Origin of the sequence: Sphingomonas sp. HMP9 (assembly GCF_013374115.1) — a bacterium.
In the GTDB taxonomy this organism is placed as follows: domain Bacteria; phylum Pseudomonadota; class Alphaproteobacteria; order Sphingomonadales; family Sphingomonadaceae; genus Sphingomonas.
Genome location: NZ_AP022673.1, coordinates 2,913,480 through 2,938,306 on the forward strand (window position 1 = coordinate 2,913,480; position 24,827 = coordinate 2,938,306).

The 24,827-nt window shown below is 64.3% G+C and carries 24 protein-coding genes, 2 tRNA genes and 2 pseudogenes; 21 read left to right on the forward strand and 7 right to left on the reverse strand.

Annotated elements, in window-relative coordinates; all coding sequences use genetic code 11:
• Positions 1-76 precede the first annotated feature (76 nt).
• Positions 77-1,069: an aldo/keto reductase gene (locus HMP09_RS13095; RefSeq protein ID WP_176500720.1), complete on the reverse strand. Its 993-nt coding sequence runs from the start codon at positions 1,067-1,069 to the stop codon at positions 77-79.
• Positions 1,044-2,306, reverse strand: coding sequence for a dicarboxylate/amino acid:cation symporter (locus tag HMP09_RS13100; protein ID WP_176500721.1), 1,263 nt, complete (start codon positions 2,304-2,306; stop codon positions 1,044-1,046). The genes HMP09_RS13095 and HMP09_RS13100 overlap by 26 nt, the downstream gene beginning before the upstream one ends.
• A 68-nt stretch (positions 2,307-2,374) precedes the next feature.
• Here HMP09_RS13100 and glmM point away from each other — a divergent pair, with 68 nt between their 5' ends.
• From glmM to HMP09_RS13140, 8 genes are all read left to right on the forward strand, one after another.
• The gene (gene glmM / locus HMP09_RS13105; protein WP_176500722.1) at positions 2,375-3,715 is read left to right on the forward strand and encodes a phosphoglucosamine mutase; all 1,341 of its coding nucleotides are present in this window, start codon (positions 2,375-2,377) and stop codon (positions 3,713-3,715) included.
• Positions 3,715-3,930, forward strand: coding sequence for a DUF1272 domain-containing protein (locus HMP09_RS13110; protein ID WP_176500723.1), 216 nt, complete (start codon positions 3,715-3,717; stop codon positions 3,928-3,930). Before glmM ends, HMP09_RS13110 begins: the two co-directional genes overlap by 1 nt.
• A 300-nt stretch (positions 3,931-4,230) precedes the next feature.
• Positions 4,231-5,106 carry a bifunctional hydroxymethylpyrimidine kinase/phosphomethylpyrimidine kinase gene (gene thiD / locus HMP09_RS13115; protein WP_176500724.1) on the forward strand — a complete coding sequence of 292 codons (876 nt, stop codon included), beginning with the start codon at positions 4,231-4,233 and terminating at the stop codon, positions 5,104-5,106.
• Entirely contained in the window at positions 5,106-5,744 is a 639-nt protein-coding gene (locus tag HMP09_RS13120; RefSeq protein WP_176500725.1) for a ribonuclease HII, read from the forward strand. The genes thiD and HMP09_RS13120 overlap by 1 nt, the downstream gene beginning before the upstream one ends.
• 175 nt (positions 5,745-5,919) lie before the next feature.
• A complete protein-coding gene (locus HMP09_RS13125; protein ID WP_176500726.1) occupies positions 5,920-7,077 on the forward strand; it encodes a site-specific DNA-methyltransferase in 1,158 nt (385 codons plus the stop codon).
• A gap of 128 nt (positions 7,078-7,205) precedes the next feature.
• Positions 7,206-8,264 (forward strand): dihydropteroate synthase, encoded by a 1,059-nt coding sequence (gene folP, locus HMP09_RS13130; RefSeq protein ID WP_176500727.1) that lies wholly within the window; start codon positions 7,206-7,208, stop codon positions 8,262-8,264.
• A 67-nt stretch (positions 8,265-8,331) separates the two neighbouring features.
• Positions 8,332-9,216, forward strand: coding sequence for a bestrophin family protein (locus HMP09_RS13135; protein WP_176500728.1), 885 nt, complete (start codon positions 8,332-8,334; stop codon positions 9,214-9,216).
• A gap of 190 nt (positions 9,217-9,406) precedes the next feature.
• Positions 9,407-9,850, forward strand: coding sequence for a hypothetical protein (locus tag HMP09_RS13140; RefSeq protein WP_176500729.1), 444 nt, complete (start codon positions 9,407-9,409; stop codon positions 9,848-9,850).
• 78 nt (positions 9,851-9,928) lie between these two features.
• Here the strand turns inward: HMP09_RS13140 and HMP09_RS13145 are convergent, their stop codons facing one another.
• A complete protein-coding gene (locus tag HMP09_RS13145) occupies positions 9,929-11,344 on the reverse strand; it encodes a sigma-54-dependent transcriptional regulator (RefSeq protein WP_176500730.1) in 1,416 nt (471 codons plus the stop codon).
• 140 nt (positions 11,345-11,484) lie between these two features.
• On the opposite strand from HMP09_RS13145, the gene HMP09_RS13150 reads away from it, so the two are divergent.
• The 9 genes from HMP09_RS13150 to HMP09_RS13190 all read left to right on the forward strand — a co-directional run bounded on the left by HMP09_RS13150 (position 11,485) and on the right by HMP09_RS13190 (position 17,131).
• A complete protein-coding gene (locus HMP09_RS13150; RefSeq protein ID WP_082441508.1) occupies positions 11,485-11,607 on the forward strand; it encodes an aa3-type cytochrome c oxidase subunit IV in 123 nt (40 codons plus the stop codon).
• 4 nt (positions 11,608-11,611) lie between these two features.
• Positions 11,612-12,748, forward strand: coding sequence for an NAD(P) transhydrogenase subunit alpha (locus tag HMP09_RS13155; protein WP_176500731.1), 1,137 nt, complete (start codon positions 11,612-11,614; stop codon positions 12,746-12,748).
• A 59-nt stretch (positions 12,749-12,807) separates the two neighbouring features.
• Positions 12,808-13,197 carry an endonuclease domain-containing protein gene (locus HMP09_RS13160; RefSeq protein ID WP_176500732.1) on the forward strand — a complete coding sequence of 130 codons (390 nt, stop codon included), beginning with the start codon at positions 12,808-12,810 and terminating at the stop codon, positions 13,195-13,197.
• A gap of 41 nt (positions 13,198-13,238) precedes the next feature.
• Positions 13,239-13,454, forward strand: coding sequence for a type II toxin-antitoxin system HicB family antitoxin (locus HMP09_RS13165; RefSeq protein WP_176500733.1), 216 nt, complete (start codon positions 13,239-13,241; stop codon positions 13,452-13,454).
• A gap of 19 nt (positions 13,455-13,473) precedes the next feature.
• Entirely contained in the window at positions 13,474-13,803 is a 330-nt protein-coding gene (locus HMP09_RS13170; protein WP_056415987.1) for a proton-translocating transhydrogenase family protein, read from the forward strand.
• A 27-nt stretch (positions 13,804-13,830) separates the two neighbouring features.
• Positions 13,831-15,318: an NAD(P)(+) transhydrogenase (Re/Si-specific) subunit beta gene (locus HMP09_RS13175; RefSeq protein ID WP_176500734.1), complete on the forward strand. Its 1,488-nt coding sequence runs from the start codon at positions 13,831-13,833 to the stop codon at positions 15,316-15,318.
• A 101-nt stretch (positions 15,319-15,419) separates the two neighbouring features.
• Complete coding sequence (locus tag HMP09_RS13180; protein WP_176500735.1) at positions 15,420-16,361, forward strand: MarR family winged helix-turn-helix transcriptional regulator; 942 nt, start codon at positions 15,420-15,422, stop codon at positions 16,359-16,361.
• Between the two features lie 64 nt (positions 16,362-16,425).
• Positions 16,426-16,501 (forward strand) — tRNA-Val (locus HMP09_RS13185).
• A gap of 553 nt (positions 16,502-17,054) precedes the next feature.
• Positions 17,055-17,131 (forward strand) — tRNA-Pro (locus HMP09_RS13190).
• Positions 17,132-17,268: 137 nt separating this feature from the next.
• Here the strand turns inward: HMP09_RS13190 and HMP09_RS18450 are convergent.
• Together HMP09_RS18450 and HMP09_RS18455 are read right to left on the reverse strand one after the other, a co-directional pair.
• A pseudogene (locus HMP09_RS18450) lies at positions 17,269-17,477 on the reverse strand (integrase core domain-containing protein); the annotation flags it as partial.
• 54 nt (positions 17,478-17,531) lie between these two features.
• Positions 17,532-17,789: pseudogene (locus HMP09_RS18455) on the reverse strand (transposase); the annotation flags it as partial.
• Between the two features lie 269 nt (positions 17,790-18,058).
• Here HMP09_RS18455 and HMP09_RS13200 point away from each other — a divergent pair.
• The 4 genes from HMP09_RS13200 to HMP09_RS13215 all read left to right on the forward strand — a co-directional run bounded on the left by HMP09_RS13200 (position 18,059) and on the right by HMP09_RS13215 (position 22,712).
• Positions 18,059-18,886: a class I SAM-dependent methyltransferase gene (locus HMP09_RS13200; RefSeq protein ID WP_176500736.1), complete on the forward strand. Its 828-nt coding sequence runs from the start codon at positions 18,059-18,061 to the stop codon at positions 18,884-18,886.
• A 118-nt stretch (positions 18,887-19,004) separates the two neighbouring features.
• Positions 19,005-20,258, forward strand: a complete 1,254-nt coding sequence (locus HMP09_RS13205) for a hypothetical protein (RefSeq protein WP_176500737.1) — start codon at positions 19,005-19,007, stop codon at positions 20,256-20,258.
• Between the two features lie 209 nt (positions 20,259-20,467).
• The gene (locus tag HMP09_RS13210; RefSeq protein ID WP_176500218.1) at positions 20,468-21,736 is read left to right on the forward strand and encodes an IS256 family transposase; all 1,269 of its coding nucleotides are present in this window, start codon (positions 20,468-20,470) and stop codon (positions 21,734-21,736) included.
• Between the two features lie 94 nt (positions 21,737-21,830).
• Positions 21,831-22,712, forward strand: coding sequence for a class I SAM-dependent methyltransferase (locus HMP09_RS13215; RefSeq protein ID WP_176500738.1), 882 nt, complete (start codon positions 21,831-21,833; stop codon positions 22,710-22,712).
• Positions 22,713-22,750: 38 nt separating this feature from the next.
• On the opposite strand, the gene HMP09_RS13220 is transcribed toward HMP09_RS13215, so the two are convergent.
• Both HMP09_RS13220 and HMP09_RS13225 read right to left on the reverse strand, forming a co-directional pair.
• Complete coding sequence (locus HMP09_RS13220) at positions 22,751-23,857, reverse strand: acyltransferase family protein (protein ID WP_176500739.1); 1,107 nt, start codon at positions 23,855-23,857, stop codon at positions 22,751-22,753.
• An 8-nt stretch (positions 23,858-23,865) separates the two neighbouring features.
• Positions 23,866-24,813 (reverse strand): glycosyltransferase family 2 protein, encoded by a 948-nt coding sequence (locus HMP09_RS13225; RefSeq protein WP_176500740.1) that lies wholly within the window; start codon positions 24,811-24,813, stop codon positions 23,866-23,868.
• Between the last annotated feature and the right edge of the window lie 14 nt (positions 24,814-24,827).

Sequence of the window (24,827 nt, forward strand, 5' to 3'; positions counted from 1 at the left end):
CGTCCTATGTCGCGTGTCCTCCCCCGCCGTTGCCTTCGGATCCTCCCCCTGGCGGGGGAGGATCCGAAGTAGCAGTTCAGATCCGCGTCATCGACAGCGCCTTCTCGCCGTAGCGTGGCCCCGCCGTGCCGCCCCTCGGCGCCGCCGCATCGAGCTTGGCGAGATCGTCCGCCGACAGCGTGACATCCGCCGCCTTCATGCTGTCCTCCAGCGTGACGCGGCGTTTCGACCCCGGGATCGGTACGATATCGGCGCCCTGCGCCAGCAGCCACGCCAGCGCCACCTGCGCCGGGCTCGCGCCATGCGTGTCCGCGATCCCCTTCACCACCGCGACCATCTCCATGTTCTTGGCGAAGTTCTCGTCCGAATAGCGCGGATCATTCCGGCGGTAGTCACCCTCGGGCAGATCCGACCGAGCGGTGATCTGCCCCGTCAGGAACCCGCGGCCGAGCGGCGAATAGGGCACGAACCCGATCCCCAGCTCGCGGCACAGCGGCAGGATCTCGTCCTCGACCCCGCGCTCCCACAGCGAATACTCGCTCTGCAGCGCCGCGATCGGATGCGTCGCCGCGGCGCGCCGGATCGTGTCGAGCCCGGCTTCCGAAAGCCCCAGATGCCGCACCTTGCCCTCTCGGACGAGCTCCGCCATCGCGCCGACCGTATCCTCGATCGGCACGCCCGGATCGACGCGGTGCTGGTACAGCAGGTCGATCGTCTCGACCCCGAGCCGCTTCAGCGACCCCTCGCACGCGCGCCGCACATTGGCGGGCGTCGAGTCGACTCCAGTCATCCCGTTCTCGTCATAGCGAAAGCCGAACTTCGTCGCGATCACGACGCCATCGCGCTTGCCCCGGATCGCCTTGCCGATCAGCTCCTCGTTGACCAGCGGGCCATAGATCTCGGCGGTATCGAACAGCGTCACGCCAAGCTCGATCGCGCGGTGTATCGTGGCGATGCTCTCATCGGCGTTCGCCTCGCCGTACATGCCCTTGCCGATCCCGGCCATCGGCATGCAGCCGAGGCCAAGCGCGGAAATCTCGAAATCAGGACCGAGCGTGCGATATTTCATCTGGAATCTCCTGCGAGCCACTTCTGGCTGACACGGAGATGGTGACGGCGGTATCCATAGTCACGTTGCCGACGGTGCGAAATAGGTCGGGTATGGTCTCGACTGCGATGAGCAGACCCAGCACCTCGAGCGGGATGCCCATCGCCAACGCCACGGGCGCGACCGAGGCGACGAAGCTGATCGTGCCGGGCAGCGAGATCGACCCCATCGTCGTGATCGCCGCGGTCGCCACGCCCGCCGCCATCTGCCCCGGCCCGATCGGCAGCCCCAGCCAGTGCGCGACGTAGAGCGCGACCGCGAGATTCATTGCCGGGCTGGTCGCACGGAACACCGCGACCGACAGCGGCAGGACGATCCCCGCGGTGGCGGGCGACGCGCCGAGGTCAGTCGAGGCCTTCAACATCGCCGGCAGCGAGGCGAGCGAAGACTGAGTACTGATCGCCACCGCCTGGGCCGGCGCGACCGCGCGCGCGAACCGGCCGAAACTGACCCGGCCGCCGATCATGCCGATCGGATAGGCGCAGAGCAGGACGATGAAGCCGATCGCCGAGACGCAGATGATATAGTGCAGCAGCGCCCCGAACGCCGCCGTACCGGTGCGTGCGCCGACGCCGTAAGCGAGCGCGAAGATGCCGATCGGCGCCAGCTTCAGCACCCATTTGATAATGATCAGCAACGCATCGACCACCGCCTGGAAGAAGCCGGTCAGCACGCGGCGGCGATCGTCGGGCAGTTTCGTCACGGCAAAGGCAAACGCCAGCGCGAAGACGGTCAGCGGCAGGAACGAATCGCTGGAGGCGGCAGCGACGATGTTGGTCGGCACGATCGTATCGAAGAACGCGCCGATCCCAGGCACCGGCCCGACCGGCGCGGCGCCCGTCAGCGCGGCACGCAGCGCGGAGCCGAGCGCGCTTGGCAGCGGGAAGGCATCCAGGATCAACGGCATGACCAGCGCGGCCATGATCGTCGTGCTCCACAGGATGACGACGATCATCACCATCGCGCGCACGGTGACCCGCCCGGCCCGCGCGGCCTCGGTCGTCGCGCCGATTCCGGTCACGAGCAGCCCGACGACGAGCGGCACGATCACCATCTGCAATCCGTGCAGCCACGCCGAACCGATCGGTTGAGTCACCGCGGTCGCCGCCAGCGCGTTCTCCGGCGACCACGCGGCGGCGGCGATGCCGATCGCGATACCGCCGATCAGCGCGGCAAGAATTCGTGTTGTCTGCGACATGCTCGCCCTTCATAGTCTACCGCGCTATCAACGCGTCGAATACCGATACCGGACGGAAAGCACGCACGATGGCAAGGAAATATTTCGGCACCGATGGCATTCGTGGCGCCACCAACGTCTCGCCGATGACGGCGCAGATGGCGATGAAGGTCGGGATGGCAGCAGGCGCCTACTTCCAGCGCGGCAACCATCGGCACCGCGTCGTGATCGGCAAGGACACGCGGCTGTCTGGCTATATGCTTGAATCCGCACTCGTCGCGGGCTTTACCAGCGTCGGCATGGACGTGGTGATGGTCGGGCCGATGCCGACGCCCGCGGTGGCGATGCTCACCCAGTCGATGCGCGCGGATATCGGCGTGATGATCTCCGCCAGCCACAACCCCTATGCCGACAACGGCATCAAGCTGTTCGGTCCCGATGGCTACAAGCTGTCGGACGAGGCCGAGGCTGCGATCGAAGCGCTGATCGACGGTGACGTGCCGCTCGTCCCCTCGGACCAGATCGGCCGCGCCCGCCGGATCGAGGATGCGCAGGGCCGCTACATCCATTTCGCCAAGTCGACCTTCCCCGAGAACCTTCGCCTCGACGGCATGCGGGTCGTGCTCGATTGCGCCAACGGCGCCGCGTACAAGGTCGCACCGTCGGCACTCTGGGAACTCGGCGCCGATGTCGTTGCGATCGGCGTGACGCCCGACGGCACCAACATCAACGACGGCGTCGGCTCGACCGCGCCGCAGATGCTCGCCGAGACGGTCGTCGCGAGCGGCGCGGACATCGGTATCGCGCTCGACGGCGACGCGGACCGGCTGATCGTGGTCGACGAGACCGGCACGATCGTCGACGGCGACCAGCTGATGGCGACGATCGCGGCCAGCTGGGCCCGCCAGGGGCGGCTCGCGGGCGGCGGACTGGTCGCGACGGTGATGTCCAACCTCGGCCTCGAACGCCATCTCGCCGCGCAAGGTCTGGGGTTGGTCCGCACCGCGGTCGGCGATCGCCACGTGCTCGAGAAGATGCGCTGCAGCGGCTATAATGTGGGCGGCGAACAGTCGGGCCACATCATCCTCAGCGACTATGCGACCACCGGCGACGGCCTCGTCGCGGCGCTCCAGATCCTGGCGGAAGTGAAGCGCTCGGGCGCGCCGGCAAGTGAAGTCCTCCACCGCTTCGAGCCCCTGCCGCAGTTGCTCAAGAACGTGCGGTTCGCCGGTGGCAAGCCGCTCGACGACGAGTCGGTCAAGGCGGTGATCGCCGAGGCCGAGGCCGAACTCGCCGGCAAGGGACGGCTCGTCATCCGCCCGTCGGGCACCGAACCGGTGATCCGCGTGATGGCCGAAGGCGATGACCCCGCGCAGGTCGAACAGGTCGTCGACCGGATCTGCGACGCCGTACGAAAGGCCGCCGCCTGATGCTCGAAATGCGCCCCGCCTGCGAACGCTGCGCCACCGACCTCCCCGCCGATGCGCCGGGCGCGTTCATCTGCTCGTTCGAATGCACCTTCTGCGCGGAATGTGCGGAAGCATTGGACGAGCGCTGCCCGAACTGCGGCGGCGAACTGCTCGACCGCCCGACCAGATTGGGTAAAGCGCCGCCGCAACGCCCAGCGGACGGCCGACGACACTAGAGGTACTGTTCTCTCCACGATAGCGAAGACCACCACCCCGGCGAAGGCCGGGGCCCAATTGGGGGACGGTGATAACGAAGGGCACCGCTCCGTTACTTCGACCTTCCCAATTGGGCCCCGGCCTTCGCCGGGGTGGATTGGTGACGTGATCCCCTCTGTCCTACAACCCGGCGATCATGGCATACCGCAAAACATGACCTTCACCGTCGCCACACCCCAAATCCAACCGAAGTACACAAGCCCAGCAGAACCGCGCGAGCGTCTGCACTTTCTATACTTCACTCCGACCCACACCACACAATGACCGCCAGAATCCTCATAATAGCCGGCTCGGATTCGGGCGGCGGCGCAGGAATCCAGGCGGATATCAAGACCGTCACGATGCTCGGCGCCCACGCGATGACCGCGGTAACGGCGATCACCGCGCAGAACACGCTTGGCGTGCAGGCGGTGCACCAGGTCCCGACCGACATGGTCCTCGCGCAGATCGACTCGGTCGTCCGCGACATCGGCATAGACGCGATCAAGATCGGCATGATCGGCTCGGCAGAAACCGCCCACGCGGTCGCCGCTTATCTGGAGCGTCTTTCTCCCCTCCCTGAAAGGGAGGGGCCGGGGGTGGGTCGGCCGCTTGGCGAGCCCGCCGCCAGCCCCAAGCCGACCCACCCCCAACCCCTCCCTGCCAGGGAGGGGAGTAGAATCCCCATAATCTTCGATCCCGTCATGATCGCGACCAGCGGCTCCATCCTAGCCGACGCCGCCACGATCGCAGCCTTCGAGCGGCTCATGCGGATCGCCACGCTCGTCACCCCCAACCTCCCGGAACTGGTAGCCCTCGGCGGCGAAGCAGCAATCCGTAACCTAGGCCCCGCACTCCTGATCAAGGGCGGTCACGGCGAAGGCGACCACGTCACCGATCGCCTCGTCACCGACGACGGCGAATTTCGCTGGACCAACCCCCGCATAGAAACCCGCCACGCCCACGGCACCGGCTGCACGCTCGCCAGCGGCATCGCCACGGGCCTTGGCCAAGGCCTGCCGCTGGAAACCGCGGTCGAGCGCGCGATCGCGTTCGTCCGCGCCGCGCTTGCACACGCCCCCGGGCTCGGCGCAGGACACGGCCCGATGGGGCATGCGCTCGGCACGGCCCCGTTCGACGATCTGAAAGACCGATAATGCCCGGCATGAAACACGAAAAGCTCTGCGTCGGCCCCGTCGCCGGCGTCGACGAAGCCGGTCGCGGCCCGCTCGCTGGCCCGGTCGTGGCTGCCGCCGTGATCCTGCCCTCGAAGGGCGTACCCCGCGGCATCGACGATTCGAAGAAGCTCTCCGCCTCCGAACGCGAACGGCTCTGCGCGCGGCTCAAGGGCTGTGCGATCGTCGGCATCGGCATCGTCGAGCCCGACGAGATCGACACGCTCAATATCTACTGGGCGACGATGAAGGCGATGACGCTGGCGGTCGACGCGCTCGCCACCGAACTCGGCCACGCGCCGGGCCACGTCCTCGTCGACGGCAACCGCTTGCCCCGCTGGACCTACCCTGCCACCCCGCTGGTCGGCGGCGATGCGAAATCGCTGTCGATCGCCGCCGCCTCGATCGTCGCCAAGCACACGCGCGACCTGATCATGATCGCCGCTGCCGACGTCCACCCCGAATACAACTGGCATTCGAACAAGGGCTATGGCTGTGCGCACCATATGAAAGCGCTGCGCGATCACGGCCCCACGCCGATTCACCGCCGCAGTTTCGCCCCCGTCGCCGCGGCCTATCTGGCGCGCGAGGGACTTTTCGCAAAGGAAGCGATGAGCTGAGTCTTTCGTGCCACACCCCAAGGGCTTGAGCCGCACGTCTCCCACGACTCAATATCTGGACGACGGTGACTCGATTGGTCGCATCGACGGAATCGCGCCGAAACGCCGTTAACGAAAGTTCGCTTGACGGAGTCGGACAATTCCGCCGCTATGGCGGCGACAAGGGGCGGAAAACATGGGTTTGATCGACACGATCGCGCGGCCGCGCGCGAAAAAGGCAGCGGAACCGGCGGTTAAGCCAGTCCTCCCGCTCGACCAGATCCTGCCCCTTGATCAGATCCTAAGGGGCGACTGTATCGAGCGCATGAAGGCGTTGCCCTCGAACTCGATCGACATGATCTTCGCGGACCCCCCCTATAATCTCCAGCTCGGCGGCGAACTCTATCGCCCCGACGGCAGCCATGTCGACGCGGTCACCGACGACTGGGACAAGTTCGACACCTTCGCCGCCTATGACCGCTTTACTCGCGCTTGGCTTCAGGAAGCGCGCCGCATCCTCAAGGACGACGGCTCGCTCTGGGTTATCGGCAGCTATCACAACATCTTCCGCGTCGGCGCGGCGGTACAGGATCTCGGCTACTGGATCCTCAACGACATCGTCTGGCGCAAGACGAACCCGATGCCCAACTTCCGCGGCACGCGCTTCACCAACGCGCACGAGACTTTGATCTGGGCGTCGAAGGGCGAGAAGGCGAAGTATCACTTCAACTACCGCGCGATGAAGACGCTCAACGACGAGCTCCAGATGCGCAGCGACTGGGAATTCCCGACCTGTGGCGGCGCCGAGCGGCTGAAGAAGAACGGCACAAAGGTTCATCCGACGCAGAAGCCGGAGGCGCTGCTGTACCGCATCCTGCTGGCCTGCACCGAGCCCGGCGACGTGGTGCTCGATCCGTTCTTCGGCACCGGCACGACCGGCGCGGTGGCCAAGCGGCTGGGGCGAAGCTGGATCGGCATCGACCGCGAGGGCGACTATATCGAGGCGGCGCACGAGCGGATCGAGGCCGCATTGCCGCTGGACGAATCCGCGATCCGCACGATGATGAGCCCGCGCACGCAGCCCAAGGTCGCGTTCGGCGTGCTGGTCGAGAATGCGTATCTGACGCCGGGCGCGGTGCTGACCGATTCGAAGCGGCGGTGGCGCGCGACGATCCGCGCGGACGGCTCGCTGCTCAGCGATTGCGGGACGATCGGCTCGATCCACAAACTCGGCTCGACCCTCCAGAACGCGCCCGCCTGCAACGGCTGGAGCTTCTGGCATTACGAGAGCGACAAGGGGCTGAAACCGATCGACGACCTCCGCCAGACCTACCTGCTGGCGACGACAGTCTGAAAGAATGCCGCTCGTGCCGAGTAGAGACCGAGCGTAGTCGAGGGCTCGTATCGAGGTACATGTCCCTCGATACGGAACGAACGGCGTGAGCGGTTTGAACGACAGGCGGATTTGAGGAAAAGGGGATCATGACCAGCCTCCACCTCCGCCCCGTCCAGTTCGTCGACACCCCGATCGGCCATCCCGACGGCAGCGTCGCGCGGCTCGCGGGCGGCATGCAGTGGTTCGCCGCCTATGAGGCGATCGAAGCCCGCACCCGCCGCACGATCCCCGTCGCCGACGTCGCCAACCTTGGCGAACGCGCCGCCCACCTCCACGCCGTCATCACCAGCCCCCGCGCTGCCCTACAGCTCGGCGAGCGCACGCTCCGCTTCGACCAGCCGATCGTCGCCGGCATCCTCAACGTCACCCCGGACAGCTTCTCCGACGGCGGCAAGCATGTCGACGACCCCGCCGCTGCGGCCGCCGCCGGCATCGACATGGCCGCCGCCGGCGCGACGCTGATCGACGTCGGCGGTGAATCGACCCGCCCCGGCGCGGCGGCGGTCTGGGAAGGCGACGAGATCGCCCGCCTCGTCCCCGTCGTCGAACGCCTCGCGCGCGCCGGCGCGATCGTCTCTGTCGACACGCGGAAGGCCGCGGTCATGGAGGCGACGCTCGCCGCGGGTGCGCACATCGTCAACGACGTCGCCGCGCTGCTCTGGGACGAACGTGCGCTAGACATCGTTGCGAGGAGCGCCTGCCCCGTCGTGTTGATGCACTCTCCCGACCCGAAGAAGGGCGGCCATGGCAACGGCGGCTACGCCAACGTCCTGACCGACGTCTTCGACTGGCTCGAAACGCGTATCGCCGCAGTCGTCGCGGGGGGCGTCGAGCGATCGCGGATCATGGTCGATCCGGGCATCGGCTTCGGCAAGACGCTCAGCCAGAACCTAGCGCTGCTCAACGGCCTCGCGATCTTGCACGGGCTCGGCTGCCCGATCATGCTCGGCGCCAGCCGCAAGCGCTTGATCGGCGCCCTCTCGAACGAAGCGCCGGTCGGGCAACGTCTTGCCGGCTCGATCGCACTGGCGGTCAAAGGCGCCGAGGCCGGCGTCCAGATCTTGCGCGTCCATGACGTGGCCGAAACCGTGCAGGCGCTCAAAATCTGGCGTGGCCTGCGCGATCAGTCGCTGGTCGAAGGCTGATCGTCGCTGCATTGCAGCGAAACGCCCTTTCGCGCATTAAAAGCCGTGTACACAAGGGAGTTCTCGTTTGATTGTCACTGCAACACCACGCATGAGCCAGATTCTGAGCGAGGTCTGGCGCCCGCTGCTCGGCCTGTTCGTCTGGGACGTGATCGTCACGATCACCTATTACGTCCTGCCGTTCCATGCGCCCGCGCTGCCGCTGACGCTGTTCGGTACCGCGCTAGCGCTGTTCCTCGGCTTCCGTGACAACTCCGCCTATCAGCGCTGGTGGGAGAGCCGTGGGCTATGGGGCCTGATGATCAACGCCTCGCGCAACCTCGCACGGATGGCGCGCAATATGCTGCCCGAGCCCGAAGGGCACGACATGAAGCGGACGATCGTCCTCCGCCAGATCGCCTATGTGAATGCGCTGCGTTGCCAGCTGCGCAAACAGCCCGCCCCCCCCGAAGTCCTGCGGTTCCTGTCGAAGGAAGAGGCCTCGTTCGCGCTCGATCGTACCAACATCGCCAACGGCCTGCTCGACGGCACGGGCCGCCGGATCGACATCGCGCGGCGCAACGGCTGGATCGACACCATCCAGCAGACGCAGTTCGAGGCGATCCTGGTCGATATCGCCAACGCACAGGGCGGCATGGAGCGGATCAAGAACACGCCGCTCCCCAACCAATACCGGTTCTTCCCGAGCCTGTTTACGCGCCTGTTCTGCGTCCTGCTCCCGATCGGCCTGGTCGAATCGCTTGGCTATGCGACGCCGGTCGGCTCGACGATCGCCGGCCTGATGTTCCTCGCCGTACTGCAGATCGGCGACGACCTGGTCGATCCGTTCGCGGACACGATCCACGACGTGCCGCTGAATGCGATGTGCCGGACGATCGAAATCGACCTGCTCCAGGCGATCGGCGACCCGGCTCCAGAGCCGCTGCAACCCGAACACGGCGTGCTGTGGTAGGCTGGTCGTCAGATGGGGCGGCTGTAAAAGAGTAATAACCGTCGCGACGCCGCGGCTCCACGAGCGGCACTGGTGTACGCACAAATCGTGGAGGGGTTTGTTTGAGCTGTTATCAACAACCGCCCACTATCAGACATTAAGACATAGCCCCAATACTCCAGTAGCAGGAGTTCACAATATGCGATCGGTAGTGGCATTCACCGTTGCGGCGTTGGGCATCTCGTGTGTCGCAGTTCCCGGATATTCCGCATCGGAAGTCCGAAATTATTCTCGGACGCTACCAGTAAAACCTTATTCATCAGATGGTCTGGTGGTATATGATCACCAACTAAACGGCGCGAAACCTCGAGAAAAATCGATCCTTAATACCGATCAGGTCTTGGCATTGGATATCTACTTGGAAGGTAGTCGGATTGGTGGCTGCCCGCCCATAGAAAGATTTTATGCCGATGGAACATGGGAGAAGGTAATATGCCAACGCCTTCCAGTAACTGATGGCGGGACTTGGCGTATTAAAAAAGACCGTTCAGGATCTAAAGTGTGCACCCTTACCAATAAACAATATGAAGAGTGCCGAGTCATGTGGAAGCGCTCCTCGCCCGATCGTTTCCTACTGACTATCCAAACTAAATGATGGGACTCCGATCCCGGGGAAATCGCTATCGATCTTGTTGGCTGAAATGTGAGCTTTTCACCAAAGTCCGACATTCCCTCAAGCAGCGTTGTCGATCCCGAGTTCACCCAGCTTGCGGTACAGGGTCGAGCGGCCGATGCCGAGGCGGCGGGCGACTTCGGTCATGCGGCCGCGGTAGTGGCCGATCGCGAGGCGGATGACGTCGGCTTCGATCTCCTCAAGCGCGCGGAGGTTGCCGTCGGGGCGGAACAGCGTGACGCCGCCGCCACCCAGTGCGGGCGCAGCGGGTGCGCGCTCGCGCGTGCCGAGTGCGGCGATCTCGGGGAAATCCTCTTCGGTCAGCGCGGTGTCCTCGCACAGCACGGCCGCGCGGAAGAGCGCGTTCTGCAACTGGCGGACGTTGCCGGGCCAGTCGTACCGGACCAGCAGCGCGAGCGCGGAATCGGTGATCCCGAGCGGCCGCAGCCCCGGTTGTTCGGCGATCCGCGCGAGCAGGTGGCGGGCGAGCGCGGGAATGTCGCCGGTGCGTTCACGCAACGGCGGGATCGTCACCTGGACCGCGTTGAGACGGTAATACAGATCCTCGCGGAACCGCCCGGCCTCGACCTCGTCCAGCAGCCGCGTATTGGTGGCGGCGATCACGCGGACGTCGACTTCGCGCGGGTGGCGGGCACCGATCGCAAGAACTTCACCGGTCTGGAGGACCTGCAACAGCTTTGCCTGCGCCTCGAGCGGCATTTCGCCGACCTCGTCGAGGAACAGCGTACCGCCGTCGGCATCGTGGAACCGCCCGATCTTGCGTTCGAACGCGCCGGTGAACGCGCCCTTTTCATGACCGAACACCTCCGACTCGATAAGGTTCGCGGGGATCGCGCCGCAATTGACGCTGATCATCGGCTTTTTCGCGCGCGGGGAGGCGGCATGGATCGCCTCGGCGATGACATCCTTGCCGACGCCGATCTCGCCTTCGAGCAGGATTGCGACACGCGCGCGGGCGGCCTTCGCGGCGATCGCCAGTGCGGCGCGAAAATCGGGCGAGGAACCGACGATCTCGTCGAACGCGAGCAGCGCGGGAATCTTCTCGGTCAGCGGGCGGAGTTCGCCGGACGATTTGCCGGCCACCGCCGCGTCCAGCGCCGCGAGCAGGCGATCGGGGGCGAGGGGCTTGACCAGGAAATCGGTGGCGCCGGCGCGCATCGCGCTGACCGCGTGCGCGACCGATCCGTTCGCCGTGATGACCAGGATCGGCAGCGCCGGGCGCCGTTCGCGCAAGGTCGCGATCAGGGTGGTCGCATCCTCGTCGGGTGCCCAGTGATCGATCACGATCGCATCGAGCTGCATGCCGTCCTGCGTGCCGAGCGTAGCGATCGCGGTCTCGTCGTCCGCTGCGAAAACTGCGCGCCAGCCGCCGCGCGCGGCGAGTGCGGCCACCAGCCGCCGCTGCGCGGGTTCGTCGTCGATCAGCAATAATAGGCGCTGGCCATTGCGCGTCATGGCGAATCCCGTCCCGTTCCGGCACGTGCAATAGCTAGCGCAAGTAAAGGCGGACTTAAATGTCCTGCTTGGCGTTCCCCGATGTGCGCGATAAGGTCCCGGCCATAGAGGATGGCACTGACAGGATTGGGGCACGAACCATGGCCGGCAACGGGGACATGAAGGCGCACGTCGCGACCTATTCGAGCGTGACGGGAATGATGAAATGGGGCGCGGTCGGGTGTGCGCTGGTCGTCGCACTCGTCATCTGGCTGATCTCGTAACGGCATGAAGATCGCCGTCCTGAAAGAGCAAGCGGACGGCGAGCGGCGGGTTTCCGCGACGCCGGAAACGGTGAAGAAGTTCATTGCGCTGGGGGCTGCGCTCGCGGTCGAGGCGGGGGCGGGGGATACCGCCTCGATCGCCGATGCCGCCTATTCGGAGGCCGGCGCGTCGGTAGGCGACCGTGCGGCAACGCTGGCGGGGGCGGATATCGTGCTTGGCGTGCAGGGGCCTGATCCTGCTGCTCTTGCCGGTGTCGCGCCGGGAGCGTGGATCGTCGCCAGCCTCAACCCCTTCGGTGCCGGTCCCGATGGTGGGCGTGCGCGGGTCGAGGCCTATGCCGCGGCAGGCTACGAAGCGCTGGCGATGGAATTCATGCCGCGCATCACGCGCGCGCAGTCGATGGACATCCTGTCGTCGCAGTCGAACCTGTCGGGCTACAAGGCGGTGCTCGACGCGGCCGCCGAATATAGTCGCGCCTTCCCGATGATGATGACCGCGGCGGGCACGATCAGTGCGGCCAAGACGTTCGTGATGGGCGTCGGCGTCGCCGGGCTCCAGGCGATCGCGACCGCGCGGCGGCTGGGCGCGCAGGTGTCGGCGACCGACGTGCGCGCCGCGACCCGCGAGCAGATCCAGTCGCTCGGCGCCAAGCCCATCTTCGTGGAGAATGTCGCGGGGATCGAAGGCGAGGGGACGGGCGGCTATGCCGGCGAGATGTCGCCCGAATACCAGGCGGCGCAGGCCGAGCTCGTGTCGGGACACATCGCCAAGCAGGACATCGTCATCACGACGGCACTGATCCCCGGGCGTGCTGCGCCGCGCCTGATCTCGGCAGCACAGGTGGCGAGCATGAAGCCGGGCTCGGTGATCATCGATCTCGCGGTCGAACAAGGCGGCAATGTCGAGGGTTCGGTCGCGGGCGAGGTGGTCGTCGTGAACGGCGTGAAGATCGTCGGCCACCGCAACGTGCCCTCGCGGCTCGCGGCGGACGCCAGCGCCTTGTTCTCGCGCAACCTGTTCAACTTCCTCAACGCCTTCTGGGACAAGGACGCGGGCCGCCCCGTGCTCGACGCCGAGATCGGCGACACGATCCGCCTGACCCAAGGCGGCAAAATCGTGAACGCGCGGCTGTCGTCGTGATATTCCTCCCCGGCACGGGGAGGGGGACCGGCGCAGCCGGTGGAGGGGGCGTCCCGCATATGCTACGCCCTGAAGTATTGCTGGCCCGCCGACTACGCCGCGAGATGAGCCTTCCAGAGGTTCTGCTTTGGGAGCATCTGCGAGGACAGAAGACCGGCTTCAAATTCCGCCATCAGCATCCCATCGGCCCCTATGTGTGTGACGTCTACTCCGCCGCTTCCAAGCTGGCGGTAGAGGTCGATGGCGAATTCCACGGCCGCGGCGATCGCCCCCAGCGCGACACCGATCGCGACCAATTTTTCGAGCAGAATGGCCACCGGGTGCTGCGCGTGGCCGCTAGCGACGTGCTGAGGGATATCGAAGCCGTGGTGACGATGATCGTATCGTCTGCGGCCCGCCCCCTCCACCAGCCTGCGGCCGGTCCCCCTCCCCGTACCGGTGAGGACTGATGTACGGTATCGTTGCTTCTAGCGCGTTTGTGGAGCGGACCATGAAACCTGAGGATTATGAAGTCGTGATCCGGCCGCTCCCGGTGGCCGATGGTGGTAGGTATCTTGCGACCGCCCCCGCGCTGCCGGGATGCAAATCCGATGGCGACACGCCGCAGGACGCGCTCGCGAACGCCTATGATGCGATCGCCTGCTGGATCGAAGCCGCCGAAGAACTGGGACGCGCCGTCCCTGCCGCAACGCGCGCCGCAGCGTGAGAAAATCGGGAACCGAATAATGGACTTTATCGCGATCCTGTCGATCTTCGTGCTGGCGTGTTTCGTCGGGTATTTCGTCGTCTGGGCGGTCACGCCCGCGTTGCACACACCGCTGATGGCGGTGACCAATGCGATCTCGAGCGTCATCATAGTCGGCGCGCTGATCGCCGCGGCCGCCCCGACGGTTCTGGGGGCGATCGGTGCCGGTTCGGGCGTCGCCAAGGCGCTCGGGCTGGTCGCGGTGGTGCTGGCGAGCGTCAACATCTTCGGTGGCTTTGCGGTCACCGCGCGGATGCTGGCGATGTACAAGAAGAAGGAACGGCCGGTCGCGCCCGCTTCGAGCAAGTGAGCGGTACGCCAGGCGAGGGGACGCGATATGCATGAACTGACGGTTAGCCCTTGGGCTTCGCTCGCCTATCTCGTCGCGGGGGTGTGTTTCATCCTCGCGCTGCGCGGGTTGTCGAGCCCGGCATCGAGCCAGCGCGGCAACCGCTTCGGTATCATCGGCATGACGATCGCGGTCGTGACGACTCTGGTGACGCATGTCCCGTTGCGCTCGATGGCGGTGCCGCTGGGGAACCCGCACGATCTGATGATCGACTGGGTCACGGTCGTGGAAATCCTCGCGGCGATCGGCATCGGCGCGGGGATAGGTCTCGTCACCGCCCGCCGGATTGCGATGACCGCGATGCCGCAGCTCGTCGCCGCGTTCCACAGCCTCGTCGGGCTCGCCGCGGTGCTGGTCGGCGTCGCCGCCTATCTCAACCCGCAGACATTCGGCATATCCGACCTCGTCATCCCAATGATCGGCCAGCCCTTCGCGGTGATCCACCCGGTAAGCCGGATCGAGCTTGGGCTCGGCGTCGCAATCGGTGCGATCACCTTCTCGGGCTCAGTGATCGCGTTCCTGAAATTGAACGGCAATATGGGCGGCAGGCCAATCATGCTGCCGGGGCGCCACCTCATCAACATCGCGCTGCTCGCCGGCATCCTCGGGCTGATCGCTTATTTCGTCACCGACCAGTCGGCGTGGATCTTCTGGACGATTACGCTGCTGAGCTTCGTCATCGGCTTCCTGCTGATCGTCCCGATCGGCGGGGCGGACATGCCGGTCGTGGTGAGCATGCTCAATTCCTATTCGGGCTGGGCGGCTGCCGCGATGGGGTTCACGCTGCACAACAGCGCGATGATTATCACCGGCGCACTGGTCGGCAGCTCGGGCGCGATCCTGAGCTACATCATGTGCCGCGCGATGAATCGCAGCTTCATCAGCGTGATCGCCGGCGGGTTCGGCGCGGTTGCGGATACCAGCGGCAGCGGCACGGCGATCGATCGCCCATGGAAGCGCGGCTCGGCGGAGGATGCCGCGTTCCTGATGAGCCAGGCCGAGCAGGTCATCATCGTCCCCGGCTACGGCATGGCGGTGGCGCAGGCGCAGCACGTCCTGCGCGAGATGGGCGACAAGCTGAAGGCCGAGGGCGTCCGCGTGAAATACGCGATCCACCCGGTCGCAGGGCGCATGCCAGGGCACATGAACGTCCTGCTCGCGGAGGCGAACGTGCCGTATGACGACGTGTTCGAGCTGGAGGACATCAACAGCGAGTTCGCGCAGACCGATGTCGCCTTCGTGATCGGCGCGAACGACGTGACCAACCCCGCCGCCAAGACCGACAAGACCTCGCCGATCTACGGAATGCCCGTGCTCGACGTCGAAAAGGCCAAGACCGTGTTGTTCATCAAGCGCTCGATGGGCGGCGTCGGCTATGCCGGGGTCGATAACGACCTGTTCTACCGTGACAATACGATGATGCTGCTGGCGGATGCGAAGAAGATGGTCGAGGATATCGTCAAGGCGCTGGATTAACCCCTACGCGTAAGGTTCCCGGTTCCAACGAAACTCGATCCAGTTCGGGTGTAACTCCGCGCGTGGCGCAGGTTAGTCTCCGCATCACAGCGGAGAGTTTGATGACCCGACCGGACGGCCTGCCTGATGCGGCGAATTACGACACGGGGATCGACGTGGTCCTCATCGCCGCGCCGGACGCGTCGGACCGGCTTACCGTTGCCCTCGCCGCGCTACATAGCCGCATCCTCGCCCGCCTCGATTGGCAGGCAACATCAAGCGATCACGCGGCACCACAAGTGATCGTCGTCGAGGCCGCCGGAATCGATCCCGCGTTGCTCGCCGAACGCCTGCCCGAAATCGTCGATCTGGCGGCGGCGTTGCAGGCCGGGCTGGTGGTCGCGCTGAGCGTCGAAGAGATCGACGTCGTCGCTGCGGCGACGCTGGGCGGCAGCACCCGGTTGCTGGTCGATCCCACGATCGGCGATTGCGTCGCGGCGATCGTGGTCGCCGCCGAAGCTTCGCGCATCCCGGCGGGCGTGTTCGATGTCCACCGCGAGACCGACGGCACCCGGCTCGAGCGACTGAACACCGAGGTCGCGCGGATCGCCGAAGCGCTCGCGCGACTGACGCGCGCGGAGATCGAAGGCGATGCACCCGCCCCGCCCATCGTCGGTGATCGCACCAACCGCTACGGTGCGCCACCTGCCCTGGCTGAGCCGAGTGCGGCGGATGTCCGTCGGGCGATCCGCGCGCGGCGATTGCGCGACCAGTTCTTCGGCGCGACGCTGTTCGAGGATCCGGGCTGGGACATGCTGCTCGATCTCTACGCGGCCGAACTGGAGCGAGGCCGTGTCTCGGTGTCGAGCCTGTGTATCGCCGCCGCGGTCGCGCCGACGACTGCACTGCGCTGGATCGCGCGGATGACCGACACCGGATTGTTCGAACGCCACCCCGATGCGCACGACCGGCGGCGCGCATTTATGGTACTCTCCGACCGCGCGAGCGAGGCGATGCGCGGGTACATCGCGGCCACCAGCGGCGCCGACCTGCGGATTCCGTAATGGCCCGTGCCCTTTTAGCTTGCCCCGCGCGCCGGGCTTTGGCATCGGACGTCCACCCAGGAGGGGGCGATTAGCTCAGTTGGTAGAGCGTCTCGTTTACACCGAGAATGTCGGCGGTTCGAGCCCGTCATCGCCCACCAAAATCTGCAGTAAAATCAAGACCTGGGCCACTGTGGCGGGTCGGCTCCGGTCTGAAAAATCTGCCGATCGACAGCAAACGGACTGACGATCGGAATGAGTCGCGTAGATTGCGACCTGGATTTTGTGCCGAGACGTTGCGAAATCGCTAACCCTGTCTCGATATTTGGATCGCCGCCGGACCGCCTGAAGCGCGGTGACCGCCGTCAGCGAGATAGCGAGGATCGTAGTTGGCGTAGACGGCAGTCATGCGTTCCAAATCGACCGGTCGATGCCCGCCCCTTCCAAACCACGCCTCGGCGGGTGCGTCTGGGCGGTATCCTTACTCCTCCCGCGCAGCAGCCGGAGGCAGCACCGATCGATCTGACATCTGATGATATGAAATATGACAATGCGGCGGGGTATCTTTCAAGCCAGTGGCTCATGCGGTGGCGGTAGAAGCGAGGAAATGGACGTCATTTTTGACGCGACCCGCAGATCGTCATCGCAGCATTGCGGCGTTGCGACGACAGGACGCTTGCGTATTTGGCAATGTTTCCCTAACCGCAGCGCTGTCGGGGAGTGGCGCAGGCTGGTAGCGCACCTGGTTTGGGACCAGGGGGTCGCAGGTTCGAATCCTGTCTCCCCGACCATCAGCCGCTAAGTGATCGATTTCTCGTCGCCGACAGCGTGATCGCGAATGGTTGTTTTCATGACTTTGCCCGTCTCGGCAATGGGTTGGTGAGGGTCCCCCGGTTTCTCATTCGAACTGAGGGTGAGTGTCCGGCGTTCATTCGGCCGCCTTGGCGGCTGCGGCAGCATTACATTCGACCGGCGTCATCCAATAACGCGATGTGTGGGGACATCTCTCGTTAAAGTCCTGTCGCCAGACCTCGATATTGGCTCGGGCGTCGGTCATGGACAGGAACCAGTGTGCGTTCAGGCATTCGTCGCGGAGGCGATCGTTGAACGAATCCATGAGGCATTGTCGGTAGGCTTGATCTGCCATCAGCTTCCTCACCGCAGCGTAGCGCTCTGCGGACCGGGTCAGTTTTTCCACAGCAGATGCTTCAGCGCCGATACCTCCAGCATTGACTCCGCCAGCAGCTTTTTAAGCCGTTAGTTCTCATCTTCCAGCGTTCGCAGCCGTGCCGCGTCGGACACCGTCAGCCCGCCGTACTTCGACTTCAAGTTGTAAAAGGTCGCATCGCTGATCCCGTGCTTACGGCACAGATCAGCCGTTCCCATTCCAGCCTCATGCTTGCCCAGCACCCCAATGATCTGATCATCGGTAAATCGGCTTCGCCGCATCGCTCGTCTCCATCTGACGAGCTAACTTGCCAATAGCATGAATTCTGGGGAGCAGGTCAGGAGCTGGACAGAACCGCTATTTGGGCCAAGTCAATATGGTGCATCTTTCACTGTTACAGCGTTCAGCAGGCTAATGGCGGGCGTTCCCATGTCGCGCGCATCGGCGCTAGTGACGCAGGCGATCTGGCGAACTGTTCGACATGGTGTGCCTCGACTGACCGTTTCGGCTTGGCACCATTATCCAGTACCACCAGCGGGCAAGTGACAGCGTGGAAAAAATCGGCCATGCGGTCATGGGCGATCAGAAGGGCGACGGGACTATGTTTGGCAAGACGGCGCGGGCACGGTTGAAGAATGTTTTACCGCGTAAGGTAGTCGATCAGCTTGTCTTGCTTGAAGCGAGCGCACAGCTGTTGCGCGACATCCGGGGACGTCATCCTCGAGATTGCCCGATCTGTAGCTATCATGGCCTGTTCTGGGCTAAGGGCCGGCAGCCCATGGTATTCGATGGCGAATGCCCCAGGTGCCGTTCAGTCGGTCGACATCGTCAGCATCACCTGTTGATGGAACGGCACCCTGATTGGCTCAATGGATCTGTGGTCCTCCACTTTGCGCCGGAACCCTGCTTCGACCGGCGTTACGCCGACCGGTTGAAGGCAACCGGTGGCAGCTATCTACGCGCCGACTATGAACCCACCAAAGGTGAGACGCAGGTCGATCTACAGGCCATTCAATTTCCCGACGGTTCGTTCGACACCGTAATCTGCCACAATGTGTTGGAGCACGTGCCGGACGATCGTAAGGCAATGCGCGAGATCGCTCGGGTGCTCCGACCCAACGGGCGTGCGCTCCTGTCGGTGCCGATGTTCGAGGCTTGGGAACACACCTATGAGGATCCGTCGATTACGACGGAAGAGGGAAGGGATCTGTACTTCAACCAAGACGACCATCTGCGTCTATACGGGCGGGACTTCCGTGATCGGCTCAAGGAAGCCGGCCTTGATCACACCAGCTATGTGGCGACCGAGCCAGAGGTTAGCCGCTACGGGCTCGAGCGTGGTGAGACCATTTTTATTGCTACACGGCAGCAGGGGTGACCGTCCTCGCCCGTGAGTGACCTGTAGAGGGCCGCGGATTGTCAGCAAGATGTGTAAGACGCCGGCTCGATAAGGACGATGCGTGAATCGAGCGGAGCTTTGTCACACGTCCTACGTAATGCGGTTTCGGCGCTATGCCATGGCCGCCGCAGGGCCCGTCGCTGTGGCTGGCGCCAACTTCCTGGTGTCTTTCAGCATGCTGCGTCTTGAGGCTCCAGGCACGTTCGGTACCTTCACTTTCCTGTTCGCTGCGGCCATGTTCACCGTCTCTCTGTCAGGCGCGCTTTTCGGTGCGCCGATGCAGGCGCTTCAAACCGCTGATCAGTCGAGCCGATCGGCGATCGTGGCGACGGTGGTACCCACCGCCACGGTGACGGCGTTTGTCGCCTGTCCGGTGTTTGTACTGGTCGGCCTGGCGCTCGGCCTTGAACCGTTTGCCGCGATTTTTTATGGCGCTTTCGGCATGCTGACCATCCTGCGTTCGGTGGGACGTGCGTGGTGCTATGTTGCCGAACAGCCTTGGCGAGTCACGATATCTGACGTGAGCTACGCGGTCGTTACTCTGGGTATCCTGGCAGTCAATGTCGGCTGGGTGCATGTCGCATCCGAGCGGGCTGTCTACCCGGCTCTCGCGTTCGGCATGGCCGCTGCAGTTGCAAGTCTTGGTCTCGGTTTCGTCACGTTGTTATGTTCCCCCCGCCGCGTGGCGCTACGCCGTTATGCCGCGACCTGGCAGGCGCAATCGCGGTGGTCGCTGCTTTCGGTCACGGCAACAGAGGCGGTCGCAAACGCGCACATTTACCTGCTGACCACCCTTGTGGGGGCCGTTGCGGTCGCACCAATCGCAGCCAGTGCGCTGCTAGTGCGCCCGATTAACGTCATCCAGAATGCTCTGATCGAGTACGAACGACCGCAAATGGCCCGCTTCCTGGAGACCGGTGCGATGTGGGAGGTGGATCGCTCGATCGTACTGTTCCGCGTTGTCCTCTTGCTGGTATGGACCGTCACGATCATATTCTCAGGGGCGATTGTTCTGTTTCGTCCAGATCTCGTGTTTCCCGGCAGCTACGATCTTGCCACCGTGCGCTTGGGGGCGACGCTGTGGGCCGCAGTATCCCTGATCATCGTGATACAGGTACCAAATAACGTACTGTTGCAAGCCGGTGGGGATTTCCGTGAGCTTGCGCAGGCCAGTTTGTGGGCCAGTGTTGTCAGCGTTCCCGCTGTCTTGCTGGTGATCGCAATTGCTCAGCCCGTCTGGACCGTCGCTGCGATCTTACCCGGTTGGCTCGTCAGTACGATCGTCGTGCACCATGGCGTGCGGGACTTTCGTCGGCGCATCCACAGCCGTACCGCTGAGGGGACGTCGTGAAGTCGACTTGCTCCCCGTCCCGTTCCTTGCAAGCGTATAGGTGACAATGTCTAACTCCACCCCCGCGCCCGCTTTTGATGTACGGACCGAGTGCCCGGTATGCCACGATCGCGAGCTATGCTGGAAAATGGGTGACGGTGGAGGATTGAAGGCGGCGTATCGAGGCGGGTGACGAACCTGCCAGAACCTCTCGAGGAGAGCGATACGCCATGACCGACCCTACCAACGTTGTTCGATTTCGCCAGCCCGATGATGTCGACGATCCGTTGACCGATGTGCTGCGTGCCGGAGCTCGCCGCCTGCTTGCGCAGGCGGTGGAACTGGAGGCCGAGGCGTTCCTGGCGGCACGAGAGGATCTGCGGCTGCCGGACGGGCGGCCGCGCCTGGTGCGCCACGGCCATGGACCCCAGCGTCAGGTCCAGACCGGGATCGGGCCGGTGCCAGTGTCGCGCGTGAAGATCCGTGATCGCGGCGCGGCCGAGGGAGGGGAGCGTGTGCGCTTCTCGTCGGCGATCCTGCCGCGCTGGGCACGGCGAACGAAGAGCCTCGATGCGCTGCTGCCGGTGCTCTATCTGCGCGGGGTTTCTACCGGCGATTTCCAGGAGGCGCTCGCAGCGCTTCTCGGCAAGGACGCGCCCAACCTCTCGCCGGCGGTGATCGGTCGGCTCACCGCTGAATGGCAGGTCGAATACGAGCACTGGCAGGCGCGCGACCTATCTGCTCGCCGCTACGTGTATGTGTGGGCGGACGGCGTCTACCTGCAGGCGCGGATGGAGGACCATTCCGAGTGCATGCTGGTGCTGATCGGCGCCACGCCTGAGGGTAGGAAGGAGCTGGTCGGCTTCCAGGTGGGCGTCCGTGAAAGCGCCCAGAGCTGGCGCGAGTTGCTCGTCGAGGTGAAACGGCGCGGCCTGACGATCGCTCCCGAGATCGCGGTGGGCGATGGCGCGCTCGGCTTCTGGAAGGCGCTCGACGAAGTCTGGCCAAGCACGCGCCACCAGCGCTGCTGGGTGCACAAGGTCGCCAATGTACTGAACAAAGTGCCGAAGTCGGTGCAGCCCTCAATGAAAGCCGACCTGCGCGAGATATACAGCGCGCCTGAGCGCGCAGCGGCGGAGAAGGCGATCGCAGTCTTTGCCGAGAAATATGACGCGAAATACGCCAAGGCGGTCGAATGCCTGACCAAGGACCGCGAGAGGCTGCTAGCCTTCTTCGACTTCCCCGCCGAGCACTGGGACCATCTGCGAACCTCGAACCCAATCGAAAGCGTGTTTGCGACCGTGCGCCACAGGACGGTGCGCACCAAGGGCGCGCTGTCGCCGAAGACGGCACGCCTCATGGTCTTCAAGCTCGTCATCGCCGCATCCAGGAAATGGCGTCGGCTGAAGGGCGAGAACCAGTTGCCCAAAGTCGTCGCCGGTGTCAGGTTCCGTGACGGCACCGAAGTCATCGACAGCCAATCAACCCGCGCCGCCTGATCGCCTCGTCACCCAAATTCCAGCATAGCTCCACGATCGCGACGCCGTGCGCTTATACGAGGCCCCCTATACTGACGATCCTGTCCGATCGCTGGTGGCATCAAGCTTTGCCGAACAAGGGGTGGTCGACTGGTCGCTGCTGGAAGGGGTGACCTTCGTGATCGACCAGTGTCGCCGGTGCGGCCTAATTTACCAGGTGAACACACCCAACGAGGCAATGCTCGAGGTCATATACAGCCAGATGATCAGCCCTGCCTCGCTGAATGTCCTTGAGCAAGGACTACTCACCCTGGACAATTTTCACCGTATCGCCGGCGAGTTCACGGTGTTGTTCGAGCAGCTAGGCAAACTGCCGACACAGATCCGGATGCTGGACTTCGGCATGGGGCAGGGGCGGTGGGCGCGGGTCGCGCGCGCCATGGGCGCCGAGGTCTATGCAACCGAGATTGGTGACGACAAGAAGCGCTTGGCCGCAACGCTAGGCGTGCAGGTCATCGGCGATCATGAGATCGACCGGATGCGGTTTGATCTCGTCCATACCGAGCAGGTCATGGAGCACCTTGTTCACCCCGGCCGCGATTTCAAGCGTCTGGCGCGAGCGGTGGAACCCGGCGGTTTGTTCAAGGTTGCAATCCCGTACCGCGGTCGGCTCGCCACCTTGCTTCCCGCCAAAGGGTTGCCACGCGTCGCGCTGTTTGCGGCAGGTGGCGCGCGCGCCATTCCTGGTGACGTCGAAGCATATGGGGCGATCCAGCCGCTCGAGCACCTGAACGCGTTTGGGCCGGAAACAATCGCCTGGCTTGCCGCTGACAATGGACTTGAGATCGTCACCCAGACGCGCCGGCGGAGTATCTCGGTGGATACCGTTGGACTCCGGTCACTGGCGCATGGCGCTAAGCGGATCGGTGCAGAACTGACCAAGGCGGCGATCCGGCACCGGATCGGCTACTACTTGCTCCGTCGGCCAGCGCTATAACCTTTCAAGCTCCGAGCTGATCACGATCGTTCGGGCTGTCAACGGAGAGACTCCCGACGCTCTTGCAGCCGGAGCAGCCGTACGAGACGGTTCGTCACGGGCTGCTCGAACAGCGCGAATACGATCAGTGCGGTAAAGAGTGCGAGAGCAATGGATAGGAGCACCGACGGTATCGGCCAGACCAGCCTTGCCCGTTGCAGCAAGGCAGGGCCGAGCGGCGCTATCAGTGGATGCATCATGTAGAGCGAGTAGGATGCGGCTCCCAGGAAAACGAGAGGGCGGGGGAAGCTCCGCACATGCCGTTCGATGCTGATGACGCCGAGAACCACGAGCGCTGGACCGATCGCACGTAGGAGGCCGGCATTGTCGAAGGAGGCATCAGGAAAGGCGAAAATGATGGTAAAGCCGACGGCGCACAAGCCGATGCATGTGACGAGGCCCAGTCGCGCGCCCGTCGCCCACCGTGCGAATGCCATGCCGATCAAAAACTCGAGCACGAGCGGATCCAGGTACATCATGTAGGCCGGGAAGGGATCCGGTTTGAACAGAGATCCTGCTGCGCACAACAAAAGAACACCGCCGCAAAAGGCTAGGATGTTGACGCGTAACGCGAGCGCGAGCGTGAAGACCAGATAAAAAAACATCTCGAACAGCAGCGTCCATCCCACGGCCATCAGTGGCGCTATCGTGCCGTCATCGGCGTAAGCGGGGACGAACAGGTAGGATTTGGCGACATAGCCCCAGTCCAGCGTTGCGTGCAGCACGACCGCAGGCACCAGCAGCATGGTCGCGAGCTTCACCGTCGTCGCCAGCCAGTAGAGCGGCACAACGCGGACGAGGCGCCGAAGCGCGAAGTCTGCCCAGCCACCCGCTCGCCGCTCGAACTTGCCTGCCGTGATCATCATGACGAAACCACTGATGATGAAGAAGATGTCTACCCCGGCGCCACCGTTGGACCACACCGCCATGTCCGACGAAAGGCGTTCGCTCGTGTAGTAGGTGGCGTGACGCACCACCACCATCAGCGCCGCGACGAACCGCAAGCACTGGATGCCGGCGTAAATCTCGCTGCTGGCAGTGCCATTCGACCCCGGAATGAGCGTCGGGGCAGTCGAAGCATCGCTTGTATCCGCAATTCGCGTCATCGTGTCGCTCAGTGCCGTTGGATGGTGCGATGCGCGGCGCTTCGCTTGGCGTACGCGCGAGCCCAGCTGCGGAGGCGATGCGGGATTGCCGCGATCAGACCAAAGGCGAAGAGCTGCCGCGCAGTCGGGTGACCGTGGCGAAAAGCCGCGCGGAGTAGGGCGATCAAGGCAAAGGGCGCCTTTGACCCTGTGAGCCCCTGCGTCACCACCGTCAGACAAAAGCCGGCATAGGCGCGTGGGGTGATCAGGTCGCCCAAGCTATCGATCCATTCGAGCGAACGCTGCCATGTGTACGTTTTGCTGAGCGAGGGCGCGCTGGTCGGAACGTAGTAGATAACGAGGGGCTCGGGCACCGTGATGAATACGTAACCGTGCTCCTTGACCGCCCGGATCGCGAGCTCCCACTCTTCGTGCTGCTTGGTGTCGCGGAAACGCAGCCGCTCGAACAGCGCGCGAGGCGCCATCAGGGCAGATGTCTGCAGCATGGCCTCGCCACCCTGCATCCAGCTATGGCGATCGAAAAGCCACTCGTCGATCGGTTCGCTGCCCGAATAGGGACGCGCGGGCTTCACAAAATCGCCGCGCGGGCTCACCCATCGAAAGAGTGTCATCAGCAGCGCCGGGCGATCGGACGGGGCGGCTGCGAGTTGGCGCTCCAACTTGGTCGGCAGCCACTCATCATCGTCGTCGAGAAACGCCACCCACTCTCCGGCCGATGCGGCAGCTCCTGTGTCTCGCGCCGGCCCGGCTCCTTGCTGGTTTGCATGTACGATCCAGCGAAGCCGCGGATCGCCAAGGCGTTCGAGTGTAGCGACGGTGGTCGGATCGTCGCCGTCGATCACCACGATGACCTCGGTTGTTTGATGTGTCTGAGCAAACACGCTGCGGATCGCGCGCTCCACAAGGGTCGCGCGACCGAATGTTGGGATCACCACGCTGACCATAGGCTTTGTCATACCTTCGGGGTAGC

Coding starts and splice junctions, on each gene's coding strand:
- HMP09_RS13095 (WP_176500720.1), bottom strand. CDS start 1,069: ATGAAATATCGCACGCTCGGTCCTGATTTCGAGATTTCCGCGCTTGGC.
- HMP09_RS13100 (WP_176500721.1), bottom strand. CDS start 2,306: ATGTCGCAGACAACACGAATTCTTGCCGCGCTGATCGGCGGTATCGCG.
- glmM (WP_176500722.1), top strand. CDS start 2,375: ATGGCAAGGAAATATTTCGGCACCGATGGCATTCGTGGCGCCACCAAC.
- HMP09_RS13110 (WP_176500723.1), top strand. CDS start 3,715: ATGCTCGAAATGCGCCCCGCCTGCGAACGCTGCGCCACCGACCTCCCC.
- thiD (WP_176500724.1), top strand. CDS start 4,231: ATGACCGCCAGAATCCTCATAATAGCCGGCTCGGATTCGGGCGGCGGC.
- HMP09_RS13120 (WP_176500725.1), top strand. CDS start 5,106: ATGCCCGGCATGAAACACGAAAAGCTCTGCGTCGGCCCCGTCGCCGGC.
- HMP09_RS13125 (WP_176500726.1), top strand. CDS start 5,920: ATGGGTTTGATCGACACGATCGCGCGGCCGCGCGCGAAAAAGGCAGCG.
- folP (WP_176500727.1), top strand. CDS start 7,206: ATGACCAGCCTCCACCTCCGCCCCGTCCAGTTCGTCGACACCCCGATC.
- HMP09_RS13145 (WP_176500730.1), bottom strand. CDS start 11,344: ATGACGCGCAATGGCCAGCGCCTATTATTGCTGATCGACGACGAACCC.
- HMP09_RS13150 (WP_082441508.1), top strand. CDS start 11,485: ATGGCCGGCAACGGGGACATGAAGGCGCACGTCGCGACCTATTCGAGC.
- HMP09_RS13155 (WP_176500731.1), top strand. CDS start 11,612: ATGAAGATCGCCGTCCTGAAAGAGCAAGCGGACGGCGAGCGGCGGGTT.
- HMP09_RS13160 (WP_176500732.1), top strand. CDS start 12,808: ATGCTACGCCCTGAAGTATTGCTGGCCCGCCGACTACGCCGCGAGATG.
- HMP09_RS13165 (WP_176500733.1), top strand. CDS start 13,239: ATGAAACCTGAGGATTATGAAGTCGTGATCCGGCCGCTCCCGGTGGCC.
- HMP09_RS13170 (WP_056415987.1), top strand. CDS start 13,474: ATGGACTTTATCGCGATCCTGTCGATCTTCGTGCTGGCGTGTTTCGTC.
- HMP09_RS13175 (WP_176500734.1), top strand. CDS start 13,831: ATGCATGAACTGACGGTTAGCCCTTGGGCTTCGCTCGCCTATCTCGTC.
- HMP09_RS13180 (WP_176500735.1), top strand. CDS start 15,420: ATGACCCGACCGGACGGCCTGCCTGATGCGGCGAATTACGACACGGGG.
- HMP09_RS13205 (WP_176500737.1), top strand. CDS start 19,005: ATGCGGTTTCGGCGCTATGCCATGGCCGCCGCAGGGCCCGTCGCTGTG.
- HMP09_RS13210 (WP_176500218.1), top strand. CDS start 20,468: ATGACCGACCCTACCAACGTTGTTCGATTTCGCCAGCCCGATGATGTC.
- HMP09_RS13220 (WP_176500739.1), bottom strand. CDS start 23,857: ATGACGCGAATTGCGGATACAAGCGATGCTTCGACTGCCCCGACGCTC.
- HMP09_RS13225 (WP_176500740.1), bottom strand. CDS start 24,813: ATGACAAAGCCTATGGTCAGCGTGGTGATCCCAACATTCGGTCGCGCG.